This window comes from Spirosoma agri (genome assembly GCF_010747415.1).
Lineage (GTDB): Bacteria > Bacteroidota > Bacteroidia > Cytophagales > Spirosomataceae > Spirosoma > Spirosoma agri.
Genome location: NZ_JAAGNZ010000006.1, coordinates 58,682 through 70,810 on the forward strand (window position 1 = coordinate 58,682; position 12,129 = coordinate 70,810).

Sequence of the window (12,129 nt, forward strand, 5' to 3'; positions counted from 1 at the left end):
CTATTGTGAGTAAAATACCGTCGGCCGGTCAAGAGAAAAATAGGTGTAAATCATTTGAATGATGTTAATCGGAATAAATCAAACGATTTCATTTAAACTGAAGTCGAGATTAATCTAAAGATAGGATTGGCCGTTCAACCGGCTCTTTATGTGGCCGATCTTCCCATTTATACACCTCGACCAGGGTAATGCCCCGCTCGGCCATCGCCTGTAGCTCTTCATCAGATTCTGTTCCCTTTACCACGTATTCAATTCGTTCTGGACAGAACGCCATAAAAATCCCTGGCTTCAGCTCGGTACCGTTTGGACCGTTAAAAGGCGTTTTTGCATGAGCCAGTAACACCCAGTCAACGCCAACAGCAAAGTCCTTCGGCACAAAGGGTAACCGCTTAGAAATGCCCTGTAATACAGATTCCTTGGCAAAAAATTCAGGGGTTTTGTAAAACTTCTCCCCTACCCACATCAGGCCATAGCGTTTGATCAGAGGGGAACTAAAGGGAAAACAGCCCAATTGGACCGTTCCCCCTTCACCCGTTACCTGACACCGTGACGAATGGCATGGTGCATCTTGAATCAATGCCGACGATACCCAGCTGTAGCACCGGTTGAACTCAATCCCGGCTCCGCAGCAAGGGCAAATCGTTAGCTCGATGGGCAGCTTACCACAGGAATTTGATCCCCTTCCGGAAACGAAGTACAGCACACCCTTCTGGCGGTAACCGCAACCTCGCCGTTTCTCATATCGTTTTTCAATAGCGTATGTCATAGTGGTCTGGATTAAGAAAATAGAGATGTCTGAACCATTTCATTTGGATGGACTGGCGCAGGTGATTGCGTAGGCTCAAACCTTCCCCGTAGTTCGTAGAGGTTGAATTGAATCAGATCGCTCACCCCGGCAGAAAAGCCGCTACTGGAATAGGCGGGGTGCAGATAAGATACCAATGGGCGGCAACGAGGAAACTTCAGATTAGCTTTATGTACCGTCGTTTCCAGGTATTTTTTGAAGGCTTTCGGGTCCTCGACCGTCAGGCACTCCAGCGACTTAAGCTGCTTGCTGAGGTATTCTTGCAGCCGATTCTTCGCATTATAGGAATTGGTGATTTTAGCGAAATACATGGCAGTGAAGAGTTAGACTAGTGAGGAATCAAGTTGCCAAGAGGAAGGGATAAAGCCTTCACGCTGAATGCCGCGCAGTAAGCCTTGATACTTTTTACGGCCCCCTTCAACGCATCCCCGGCAGGCCGATGCTTCAAAGTAAAACACCTCATAAGGAGCCTGTTTGGTTACTCCAATGATGACAAATCGCTTTGCATTCGGTGTTCCATCCAGATAGAAAGCTGCCTGACGGTCATAGTTGTAATCCTCACAGCTTTTCAGAAACTCACCATAGGATTTACAACTGGTCGTCTTGATATCAACAATCAGCTCATAGTCTGCTACCCATATATCAGTCTGGGCCTTGCAGGGAAGTCCCGTCAGTTTGTCTACCCATAGTTGTACCTGCTCGACCTGAGCCGTTTCCAGTACAGAGCGTACAAACTTGTTTTGCAGAGCTGCTTCCCGCATGGCCTTGAGTTGATTATCCATTTTGGGCGTTACGTCAGAAGGAGCCTGAGCTTGCAGTAATAGGGAATGGTAGAGCGTCCCAAATACCTGAGCCGCACCGGATGGTTTAACGGCCTTATTACTGAAAAGTCGGTTACGAAACTCACCTAAATCCGAGTTAGCATACCGGGGCATTGTACGGTAATTCATGATTGGAAAGGGGAATATATGTTAGAGAAGAAGCTATCAATCAGTTGTAAACCAATTCATGTGAGTAATTGAGTTGATACATTAGTAGGACTATACATACAGAAAAGGCTCGGTATGGATAGAACCCAGCCAATTAAGCTGCTTAATCGCTTCGTCAATCGTTGTTACGGGCTCTACTGTGCCGCCCTCGTCATCAGTACCGGTTAGTAGGGCAACGCCATGAATTGGATTAGACCCGTTAAAGGAAAATGCGGCTGGCTGTGGCTCCAAATCCAGTGCCTCATCATCAACCGTTAAGGAATCACCATTGTCCTGACGCGCGCAGACATCAATCAGACGGCAATCCAGGAGTCGGTACAGGTCACCAAGTAATCCGGTGCTTTCCACAGCCTCAACAGTCTGCGTTTGGGGGTCGATTTTAATAAGTCTCATTATTCTTATGTTTGATTATTATATCAAAGATAAGAAATTTACATTAAAACAAATAATAAAATATATATTAATGTAAAATGTGCGTTTGATTTATCATCGCCATACCCTTTCGAACAACCTCATGTACCTTTACTAGACTTTGGAATATTGAGACATTCAGTCTTAAATTCTTATGTTTGAATAACAATGTAGAAGCCAGCTGGTGTCCGGCTGGCTTCTCTTATTTGAATTCCCCGATACGTGTATCGTTACTTGGCTTAATTTCCTTTATTCAACTTTTCTCACCAGCTGGAATCACGCTTACAAATCACTTATCGAGTAACCCTGTACTCTCCCTTCGATAGTCAGTATTTATCAAGATAACAAATAAATGCCATCCCGAACCTTTTCATCGAATTAACTGGGTAGCCAGTTCTTACCCTGGCAGGCTTTTATATTGAATGTAGACCAAAGGCGTTCATCCTTGAAACGCAGGTGTAGCGTGCCTTTTTTGAAGCATCGAAACAGAAAGAACTGGCTGTCATGTTCGTCGGTATCTCCGATTTTCACTTTGCCAATAAGCCGTTCGAGCGATCCTATTTTATCATAATCCAAACCTGTCAGATAACACATTACTTTCTCGATGTCGGCAAACTCCCGGTACCGGTGGTAATTCGTGCTGTAGTAAGTAGACCAACGTATATCCCCTAGATAGCCCGGAAGAATCACTTTCTTGTTGACCTTCCAGGCCTCGTTCGTTTTCCAGCCTTCAACATGGCAGCGGTTCTCCTTATGGTACTGGGTGAATTTGTCGAATACATCCACAATCGCCCGTTGCATGATGCCTTCCCGATTAGACAGAATTTGAAAGATGACTTGTATCAGGTTTTCGCGCGTCAGATCCATTGCCCCCTGCGCCTTTTTATATTTTTCAAAGTCGGTCATTACCCCATTGGTCAGGTATTTACTCATATTGAGTTTACCCAAAATATTAGACCAGGCATCGGCTTTAAATCGTGTCAGAAATTGATTGTAAGCGATCTTTGGATTTGGATCTAATGTTTCCTCGACCAGCTTAATTATGCCAACGTGAGGATTCAGCAGGCCACCAGAATAGAACTCTATTTCCTTCCGTGCTTTGACATAATTCACATAGGCCGTTTTCACTTTTTCGTACTGGCGTAGCATGGCCCCGGTTAGATCGGACATGGCCAGCTCACTGGTTACGGTTTCCTCGCTGAAATCCGCGTGTTGCTCGTCGGTGGCTCCATCGAATGAAAAATCAAACCGGGGGCTGCTATCCTCTTTATGCAGCCGAACCATAACCACGTCAACCAGGGTACGCCTGGCGGCCTGACTGAATGCTTGTCCTACTTCCTCGACCGTGCCATGATCCTCGACGATTCGGGCTAACTGCTGACGCTTGGCCGTACAGGGATTACGAAGCGTTTCCCGGTTGAGCAAACAGGTTATATCTCCCTCAATTAGAATGTCCCATGCCTTTAATAAATGTTCATCCCCATTACTGAAGGGTGGATTCATCAGGATCAGGTCAAACAGGTAATCACCTGAATAGGTCAGGAAATCATTATGAATGACCTTGTAATCCTTTCCCTGCAAGGTGTATGTCAGTTCGGGGTCTTTCTCAATAGCATACAAATTGTTTTTCTGTCCGCTTCGGCCACGGCTGATATAGTCAAGAATGGCCCCTCCACCCGCTTGGGGGTCCAAAATCTGGGCTTTCGATAACCGGTTATAATAGGGGCTAATCATTCGGCTAATCAAAAAGTCCGGCGTTGGGTAGTAGTCGGGATTCATAGAAAAAGGGTTCTGGCTTACCCCTGACTTACCTTATTTGATAGGGGTAAGTCAGGGGTAAGTGCTGTTAGTCGTCAGATAAAAGAAAGGTTGCTCTTGCACCCACAAAGCCATTTTTAAGGTAGTCGGGTAAACTATCCACGAGGTTTCTGTACGCTTCCGAACCCATACGGTTTAGTATATACGTCTCGTGAATGATCCCGACCGCGTGTATTTTCTCAGTCAGTTTAATGTGCAGGGCTGCGGCTTCTGGACCGCTTAAACGTTGAGGCTTGAAACCGCCTGTTAATCGGTGCTGAATCAGATCAGCAAATGGGTTACCCTGCTGGGTATAAATGGGGCCGTACTTTCCGCATGTTGCCCACCGGCTCAATAAGCTCTCAATTACTTCGGGATTGGCTATGCGGATGCCGTCAATAGCCAGCACGGCACGAGCCGAAAACAGAACGGCAAAATAGGCTTGGGGAAATGACCAGTTTAGGGACGCATTCAAAAAATCGCGGTCGGAACAGACTGGTTTAATGCGTAGGGCTAATTCTGCGCTCCAAGCGTTCAGGAGTAGTTTACCAACACTGGTCTGCTCCGGGCATTTACTGGTAGCTCCGGGCATTTGCTGGGCAGCTTCGAGCGTTTTGATTAATTCAGACATAAAAGTGAGGTTTGGCCGGTCGCTGGCTATCACAGCACAGGCTGCCCTGCTCAGCGACCGGAACCATTTAATTGATTAAGCTTCTCCGTTGCCGATCTGATAAACTTCTTCGACTGCTCCGCGTACTTCGCTATAGGTTACACCTTCGGGCAATTCTTCGAGGGCTTCACCCTGCAAAAGCGGGTTATAGAAATGGAAGGCTGTTTTTATATTGGCTATGTCGGTTAAGGTTTCCTGCCGGAAAATCTTCACCTCCTCAGAAAACAGCTTTAATTCGGCTGAACGCTGTATATCAGCCATTTTATAGCTGAACGTAGCAATGTAATAGGTGCCTTTGGGCTGGCTCTTGGTATACTCTTTCTTCTCGGCTAAGGCAGTAATTACCACATCAGCCAACGTCAGATCGTCATAGTATAAGGGTTCGATCAGTCGGAAAATGTTATCGACGCTGTACCCATGAAACAGCACGGAGGAAACACAATCTTTCTCATCAATAAAGAAGATTTCAGCCCAGTTTTTTGTACCCATATTCAGTATGTTATCCGTAAAAATCCTCCACGTGATAGGCTGAAAGGTGAGCGTACGCCCTAGCTTTTCCGTACCATTGATATTAAAAACGCCCTCTTTGGCATCAAAGCGATACTGGCGCGGATGCCCTTCTAAATACTTGTATTTGTTTATTACTTCTCCGGTTGACTCCCGGATAATCTGGTAAGGTTTCAGCGTTGGTTGGGCTGTGTGGCTGGTTTCCTCGGCTGAAACTTGGGCGGTCGTTGATTGCTTTGCCATGTTGGTAAATGAGATGTATCTGAAAAGTAAAAAGTGAAGAAGTGGCCGGATTAAACCCGCTCCGGCCTACGGTTATTCATTAAGCAGTCACCAGACGATCAATCCGAAACGACCGGATGTCCCCCGCTTCAAGGTCGAAATAGCGAATGACTAAAGGCTTATCAATGGCCGGGGCTGGCCGCTCCCCGATGGCTACGCGTCGGGTGCGGTCGTCTTTGATGTAGCTAAATTCGGTTGGGCCGGTTTGCATCTGACTTAGGAGCCGGACTGTAGCCCACGCTTGGGACTGTGCGATTTTGAAGGGTAGTCGAGCGGCCCGTACTAGCTGCCACGCTAAGGTGGTGGCTTGCTGGCGAATCGTTAAGGTTACAGGAGAAGAAAGCGCGATCATGGAATTGAGACGTAAAAGGGAATAGAGGAACCCAGACTTAGCCCGCTGGGTCGTCGGGCTAAGGGGTTAGTAGTAGTTTTCCAAAACCTGCTCTACCATTTCCTGCTGCATCTGTTCGGTAATGGCTGAGAGGGGAATTTCAACGCCATTAAGCCGAACTTTCACGATTTCAACCTCTGGCCCATCACCGGGATAATCGCGGGTTTGGGGTTCGCCGGGGGTGTATTTGAAATCAAAGTCGAAGGGTACTTCTTTTTCCAGTGTCATACTCTTTAAGTGCTTGAATAACAGTATAAATATAGCTGAATATTACATAAAAACAAAGAGAATTATTAGTTTTTATGTAAATAAATTAGCCAAAAAAAGGGCCAATTAAAGCCCTCTTTTCTTTTCCTTGAACGGGTGAATCAGCGATAAATACTGTTCTTTTTTTCCCCTTTCCAACCCGTTTAGCTACTGGCTTAATTGGTCTTTCCGCTCTAGGAATTCACCATATTCGAGGGCAAAGAGCCGACAATTTGCCGAATATTTCTTCCGAAGCCTGCCCAGTTGCGCACTTATTTGAAACAGGTTTTTAACGACTAGTGGCTTCTGATCAGTAAGAGCATTGACACGAACTTGTTCATCTTCCTGGGTAATAAAGAACTCGTCGCCATTGCTATCAACCAGGTAAACCACGTACGTAATCTCCAGCTCACTACCGTACTTCTCCTCACGCATTTTATCGGTACCTGTTGGGTCATAATTGGGCTGTGTCATGACTTCCCTTAATTGGTTTTAAGTTATTCCCTCAACGCATGAAAGGAGGTTAAGAGGTTGCTTTTTTGAAGTACCTTGGACAAACAGGACAAAAGTGTGGACGAACGGGACATAAGTGTGGACGAACAGGGTTTACCTTTTTCGTCCTGGATCGTTATACTACTAGAAGAAATTTTTCAACTGTGAGTAAATCCAATATGCCTAATTCGCAACCTGAAGTAGAGATCTATCGAAATGGGGAATTGATTATAACGGCTGGCAGAACAATAGATCCGGCGGCTATCGACCTGCTGAAGCGTACCATCTATGGGACAAAGGGAATTCGGTACCAACACACCAATCAGGAAACCAAAATCCACGATTTAGCCAAACCCCTGTTTTTTCACTTACGGCAGGCTGGCCAGTTGATTGGAACATACTGCCTGGATGAACGAACCCTGGATATGGGATCGGTTGAGACGACTGGTTTTTACGGCCGGTACCTGGCCGTTGATGAAGCTCATTCCGGAAATGGGTATGGTCGGCTGCTGAAACAACAGGCCGTTGCTTATGTCGAGCAGCATACCTCCTCCCCTTTCCTATTTTATTCGTTTATCGAGGGTAAGAATGCCCGTTCTATTGCCATCTCCCAGAAAGAAGGGTTCCAATCCGTGGCCACGCTGAAAACTTATTTTTTCCGGCGTTACTCCCCTACCCAGGACAACCGATTTAGCCTCGCAACGGCCGCTGATTTACAACAGATCCAAGCCCTGCTAAGGGGGTTTTATCAATCCTACCGGTTCAAAACGTTTGGCCAGATCGGCTACCAGCATCAATATTTTGTGCTAAAGGAGAAAGGCCAGATCGTGGCCGGCGTTCAGGCCAATCCCGTTACCTGGCGCTTCTACCAGATGCCTGGTGTAATGGGTTGGATATTAATGAACCTGGTGCCCCTCGTTTCAGCTTCCCGACGCTTTTTCAATCCGGCGCGCAATGAGTTTGCCGTACTGGAGGGATTCTTTTTTCAGCAAGGTCGGCCCGATCTTCTACCCGTTTTATTAGAAAGTGTCCTGGCTCATTATGGCCTTCATTCAGCCATGTGTGAGATCGATCAGCTTGATCCACTGGTGGAGCTGCTACTGCACCCATCCATGGGCTCCTTAAGTGGCTTTGAAAAAGATGTCCAAACGCACGTCCTGGTTAAACCGATCGGCCTTCCTGAGCAGGTGTTTGACACAAAATCCCCCGTTTATGTTTCCTGCTTTGATTATGCCTAAATCCACTGTGCTAGATGAGAAATGAAGAAATTGGCCTCCAGGATTTATTGGAAAGCTCCCGGCAAAAGCTGACTAAACCCTTTGCCCGAACCCAGCGAACGCTGCTGGTGATGCTCAATGCCAGCTACATATTACTAACCCCGATTTTTCTGGTTATGGAAAAATTGGCGAATGGGCATTTTGTTCCCGCTCCTATTTTAGGCTACGTCTATGCAGGGGTTGGCCTGGCGAACCTGGCCTCTTTCTTTTATAACGGCCTACTACTGCTGGGAAAACAATCGATTGTTGTTTTTAATCGAAGACTATCGCTCTCCAATGACAAACAGTTGGATATCGTCCTTCGCTGGGCTAGTCTGATCTCCATCATGATCATGAGCATCTGTCATATGCTGGGGGTAGGCAATCCCAGTAGTGATGCCATCTTAACCGACTTTGCCCTGGCTCATTCGCTCATCGTCCTATCGGCCATGCTGTTGGGGCGTCAGGCCTCCATCGTTTGGTTTGTGCTTGTTGTGGGAATTCTGGTTTACGTTTCTTTTTTTCAGAATAGCTATTCCTACCGATTTAACTATTTGACACCAACTGAATCGGCCCGGTATGAGTCAGCCCTTGCCCAACATAAACCCTGGGCTTTGGCTCGTCAACAGGAATTAAAGGCGCATTCCCTGAACCCTCCGACCATTTCCCGCTATTTCAATACCTGGTTGGTCTTTATTCTGATTGCCTTTTTTACGGCCTACTTCTTTATGAGTATCACCCTGGATGTGTTCAATGTCATTCCGACTGTGACGGAAGATATTAAGGAAGCGATCAATACCTCCAAGCGGCAGGAACTGGCCTTGGAACGGGAACGCAGCCAGGCCGAAGAACAGAAACTTCAACAACGGGAACAAACACTTCAGGCAGAATTAAGAGCCTTGAAATCCCAGATAAACCCCCATTTCCTTTACAATACCCTGTATCATTTTTACATCAAAAGTTCGGAAGCGTTGCCCGAATTAGGAGAGGCCATTTTAAAGCTTTCGGCCATCATGCGCTATAGTATGCAGGATGATTTGAACCTGGTCAATCTGGATGGCGAAATAACCTACATGAACCATTTTATTGCCCTTCACCAGGAACGCTATAAAGCGAAGCTGTTCATCAACTTTACCGTCAAGGGAATGACGTCCGAAAAAATGATTCCCTCGTTCATCTTCATTAACCTGGTGGAGAATGCGTTCAAACATGGAAAAATGAATGAGGCTGAACATCCCCTGATCATTCGAATCGAGACGACCGAAACCAGCATCAGTTTTTACTCCAGCAATTGGAAGAACCAAAAGAACCGGCCTGAGTCCAATAAGATTGGCCTGGCTAACCTTACCAGACGGCTGGATTTGACGTATGAGGGTCGCTATTCCTATACAGTTGACCAGGATGAAAATCAATACACTTGCCACTTAATTATTCAAACATAACTAACTATCACACCTTTTTATGGCTATTACCTGTATTGTCGTCGATGACGAAGAAATGGCAATCGAACACCTGCTCGGCTATATCGCGAAGGTGCCTTTTCTAAGACTTGAGGGTTCATTTACCGATCCAACTGAGGCACTTACGTTTCTGGAAAACAATTCGGTTGCCTTAGTCTTTCTAGATGTTGAAATGCCCAATTTTGCCATCGATGGTATAGATTTCATGAAGATTATGGGTAGTAAGCAGCATTATATTCTCACAACCTCGTACCCGCAATATGCCCTGCCCAGCTACGATTATGATGTCGTTGACTTCCTTTGTAAGCCCTACCCTTTCGACCGGTTTTTAAAGGCTGTCAATAAGGTTCGCGCCATGACCGAAACCGCATCCGATGAACCTGATTCGGATGATCATGGCTTTGTCCGGATTGAAGGTAAACATCAACGTATCGACTTTACGGAAATACTCTGGATCGAGAGCGAGCGAAACTATGTGTCCATTTACACGCTTAATGATCGCATTAATTTACACATTCCCATTAGCGAAATAGAAGAGGTTTTGCCCCCTAAACTGTTTGTTCGGGTTCATAAATCATACATCGTTGCCAAAAAGCGGATTGATTTGATTGAGAAAGAGCAGCTGGGCATTAAGAAAGATAGTCAAACCAGGCTCATTCCCATTGGCGAGGCTTATCGGAAAACCCTGATGCAGGCAATATTCCCCATTAAGAAAAAATAAACCCGCCTGATCAGGAGCGGGTCACGAATAATCGGTGGCGGAATGTTTATGACTGCGGCTTCTGAAGCAATTGCCGACGGTCATTAAATTCAACGCGTTCTACGGCATAAATCCGGCAGACCGGTGGATACTTAGGGCGCAACTGGTCCATTTTTTTTAGGGCCAGTTTGATGGCCTTAAATTCCTGTGGTTCCTGCGTGTCATTGGAAGCCAAGCCAATTAATTTGCCATCCGGTGCCAGGTAAAATTCTTTGCCTCCGCCATCTTCAATATTGATCACATACGTCATTTGATTGGTGACCGCCTGCTTTCCTGTTCGATCCGTCGCAAAACTAATCATTGTCGATTGGCTGATCATACACCTATCGGGGTTTTAACCCTGATTTTTGCGTTGTAGACTTCTCCGGAACTTCATCACTTTTGACTTGCTGGCTCTGGCTCGTCTGTTTCTTTTCGGCCTGAACCAATTCATCCAGGGCTGGATTTTGCGTTGACTTAATACTAATGCCTTTCTCCAGAGTCAATTCAGCCAGTGGTTTAAGAAACCCGAAATCAGTCCGTTGAAAAAGAGTAAATGAGCCGGTAAAGCCTTCGGATTCAGCCTGATTTTTAAACTGGTTAAAAGAGCGGGCCATTTTAACGGCCGAATTCCCGTTCAACAGTTCCATCCCCGATTCATCCTTGATGACAAAGCCAAATTTCTCGCCAAGCTTGATTTCCCGGGTAAGCTCCAGGTTATAATCCTTGCTAAACGATTTACTGATTTCAATGCGATGATCAAGCCGGGTTAATTCCAGAAGACTTTTGCTGACGGCCGATAAAGGACCGACCGATTCCGGAATATTCAGGACGATCTGCCCCTGATTGTGTCCAACCGTTATAAGCTGGCCATTCAATTCCTTTTTCCCCAGCGGATCTGCTTCAGGTGAAAACTGCGCCTGCACACTTTTATTATAGGCTTCAATTCGATCCAGCAATGCATCCCGCATCGGTCGGTAAGTTTCCTGCTCGGGCAATAGATAACCCACTCGATTGATACCTGCCACGGTGGACGTTAATGGAAATTTGGTAGCGGTAAGCTGCTGAACGAATTGCAGATCAAACAGGTGGCCTTTTGAATCATTATCAAACGCCAGGTTGATTTTCCAATCTGGTGCTTTATCAAACGAAGAAATGTAGCGGGTGATGGTGTTAACCTGCTGAGCCGTCAGCTGGCCACCGGTCGAGAAATAAACAGCATTGAAGGCATCATCCCCCCGAACGCTTCGAAGCTGCTTATGGGAAAGAGCATCGATACCACTCTCCAGAATAAAGAAAAGAGTGGGATTAGGGGGTGGATTTGAAATAAATACACTGCTATACCGATCGCTACCCGGCGCGTGCAGCTTCACTTTTTCACTGCGCAATTCCAGCCCGGTTACTTCTGTCGACAATCCATTGTAGTAGGGGAAAGCCACGTTACTAAACGTAATGTATTTACGGTCTGGGTTCTCTTTGACCGTCAGGAAGCTTTCGGAATGTCCTTTTTGGGGATCGAAATAGGAGACCTGAGAGACGACTTTATTAACGAATTCAGGACTATTGATCGTTTGAGGGGCAATTAGACGAGTAGTCAGGTAATTATTCGCTTCCAGGGGCCTGATATCGAAGATCTCTTTGGCAAAGGCCTGTTTGGGCTTGTCATCACTTAATTTAACCGCTGTCTGTCGGTTTCTGGTCACTTCTGATGGATCAACCCGCAGGTAATCGTAGAGTACGCCAGTCACGTTTTTGAATTCATGGTCCGCTGGCCGGTTGAACATGGAAAACACGGTGGTTAACCGGTTACGGATAAAATCAATAATGGTACCCGAATCGGTGAAATCGCCTGCGCGCTGGTAAACCTGCTTGGCGGCATCCTGAGGATTTTTGATGATGATCGTATCCTTATACTGCGCATTTTCCAATACGGGTCGGCTCTTGCCTTTGTGTACCTGGGGCTCATAGCCATAATGCAGGGCTAACTCAATGATCGAAACGTTTGCCCGGAGTTCCTGAACCGGAATCAGATTGGGAAACTGTTCCCGGAGTTCATCAAACTTTGTCATGTTGCGTGAATGGTG

The 12,129-nt window shown here is 46.2% G+C and carries 15 protein-coding genes; 3 read left to right on the forward strand and 12 right to left on the reverse strand.

All coding sequences use genetic code 11. The features are described from left to right. Positions 1 to 109 precede the first annotated feature (109 nt). From GK091_RS27290 to GK091_RS27335, 10 genes are all read right to left on the reverse strand, one after another. Positions 110 to 766 (reverse strand): hypothetical protein, encoded by a 657-nt coding sequence (locus tag GK091_RS27290; protein ID WP_164043914.1) that lies wholly within the window; start codon positions 764 to 766, stop codon positions 110 to 112. An 11-nt stretch (positions 767 to 777) separates the two neighbouring features. Further along, positions 778 to 1,116 (reverse strand): hypothetical protein, encoded by a 339-nt coding sequence (locus GK091_RS27295; protein ID WP_164043915.1) that lies wholly within the window; start codon positions 1,114 to 1,116, stop codon positions 778 to 780. A gap of 12 nt (positions 1,117 to 1,128) precedes the next feature. Beyond that, positions 1,129 to 1,755: a PD-(D/E)XK nuclease-like domain-containing protein gene (locus GK091_RS27300; protein ID WP_164043916.1), complete on the reverse strand. Its 627-nt coding sequence runs from the start codon at positions 1,753 to 1,755 to the stop codon at positions 1,129 to 1,131. Positions 1,756 to 1,845: 90 nt separating this feature from the next. Next, complete coding sequence (locus tag GK091_RS27305; RefSeq protein ID WP_164043917.1) at positions 1,846 to 2,187, reverse strand: DUF3846 domain-containing protein; 342 nt, start codon at positions 2,185 to 2,187, stop codon at positions 1,846 to 1,848. A gap of 396 nt (positions 2,188 to 2,583) precedes the next feature. Next, positions 2,584 to 3,984 (reverse strand): DUF4942 domain-containing protein, encoded by a 1,401-nt coding sequence (locus GK091_RS27310; protein ID WP_164043918.1) that lies wholly within the window; start codon positions 3,982 to 3,984, stop codon positions 2,584 to 2,586. Positions 3,985 to 4,051: 67 nt separating this feature from the next. After that, positions 4,052 to 4,633 carry a hypothetical protein gene (locus GK091_RS27315; protein ID WP_164043919.1) on the reverse strand — a complete coding sequence of 194 codons (582 nt, stop codon included), beginning with the start codon at positions 4,631 to 4,633 and terminating at the stop codon, positions 4,052 to 4,054. Between the two features lie 75 nt (positions 4,634 to 4,708). Then, a complete protein-coding gene (locus tag GK091_RS27320) occupies positions 4,709 to 5,422 on the reverse strand; it encodes a hypothetical protein (protein ID WP_246202448.1) in 714 nt (237 codons plus the stop codon). 79 nt (positions 5,423 to 5,501) lie between these two features. Further along, positions 5,502 to 5,813 (reverse strand): SH3 beta-barrel fold-containing protein, encoded by a 312-nt coding sequence (locus GK091_RS27325; protein WP_164043920.1) that lies wholly within the window; start codon positions 5,811 to 5,813, stop codon positions 5,502 to 5,504. Positions 5,814 to 5,879: 66 nt separating this feature from the next. After that, positions 5,880 to 6,080 carry a hypothetical protein gene (locus GK091_RS27330; RefSeq protein ID WP_164043921.1) on the reverse strand — a complete coding sequence of 67 codons (201 nt, stop codon included), beginning with the start codon at positions 6,078 to 6,080 and terminating at the stop codon, positions 5,880 to 5,882. Between the two features lie 186 nt (positions 6,081 to 6,266). Further along, positions 6,267 to 6,572 carry a hypothetical protein gene (locus GK091_RS27335; RefSeq protein ID WP_164043922.1) on the reverse strand — a complete coding sequence of 102 codons (306 nt, stop codon included), beginning with the start codon at positions 6,570 to 6,572 and terminating at the stop codon, positions 6,267 to 6,269. Positions 6,573 to 6,769: 197 nt separating this feature from the next. On the opposite strand from GK091_RS27335, the gene GK091_RS27340 reads away from it, so the two are divergent. Genes GK091_RS27340 through GK091_RS27350 form a run of 3 tightly spaced genes read left to right on the forward strand, consistent with a single transcriptional unit; the run spans position 6,770 to position 10,027 of the window. Beyond that, on the forward strand, positions 6,770 to 7,828 hold the full coding sequence (locus GK091_RS27340; RefSeq protein WP_164043923.1) for a GNAT family N-acetyltransferase: 1,059 nt from the start codon (positions 6,770 to 6,772) through the stop codon (positions 7,826 to 7,828). A 14-nt stretch (positions 7,829 to 7,842) separates the two neighbouring features. Next, a complete protein-coding gene (locus tag GK091_RS27345) occupies positions 7,843 to 9,288 on the forward strand; it encodes a sensor histidine kinase (RefSeq protein WP_164043924.1) in 1,446 nt (481 codons plus the stop codon). A gap of 19 nt (positions 9,289 to 9,307) precedes the next feature. Next, the gene (locus GK091_RS27350) at positions 9,308 to 10,027 is read left to right on the forward strand and encodes a LytR/AlgR family response regulator transcription factor (RefSeq protein WP_164043925.1); all 720 of its coding nucleotides are present in this window, start codon (positions 9,308 to 9,310) and stop codon (positions 10,025 to 10,027) included. A 46-nt stretch (positions 10,028 to 10,073) separates the two neighbouring features. Here GK091_RS27350 and GK091_RS27355 read toward each other — a convergent pair whose 3' ends face one another. Both GK091_RS27355 and GK091_RS27360 read right to left on the reverse strand, forming a co-directional pair. Further along, positions 10,074 to 10,385: a hypothetical protein gene (locus tag GK091_RS27355; protein ID WP_164043926.1), complete on the reverse strand. Its 312-nt coding sequence runs from the start codon at positions 10,383 to 10,385 to the stop codon at positions 10,074 to 10,076. 4 nt (positions 10,386 to 10,389) lie between these two features. After that, complete coding sequence (locus tag GK091_RS27360) at positions 10,390 to 12,114, reverse strand: toprim domain-containing protein (RefSeq protein WP_164043927.1); 1,725 nt, start codon at positions 12,112 to 12,114, stop codon at positions 10,390 to 10,392. Positions 12,115 to 12,129: the final 15 nt, after the last annotated feature.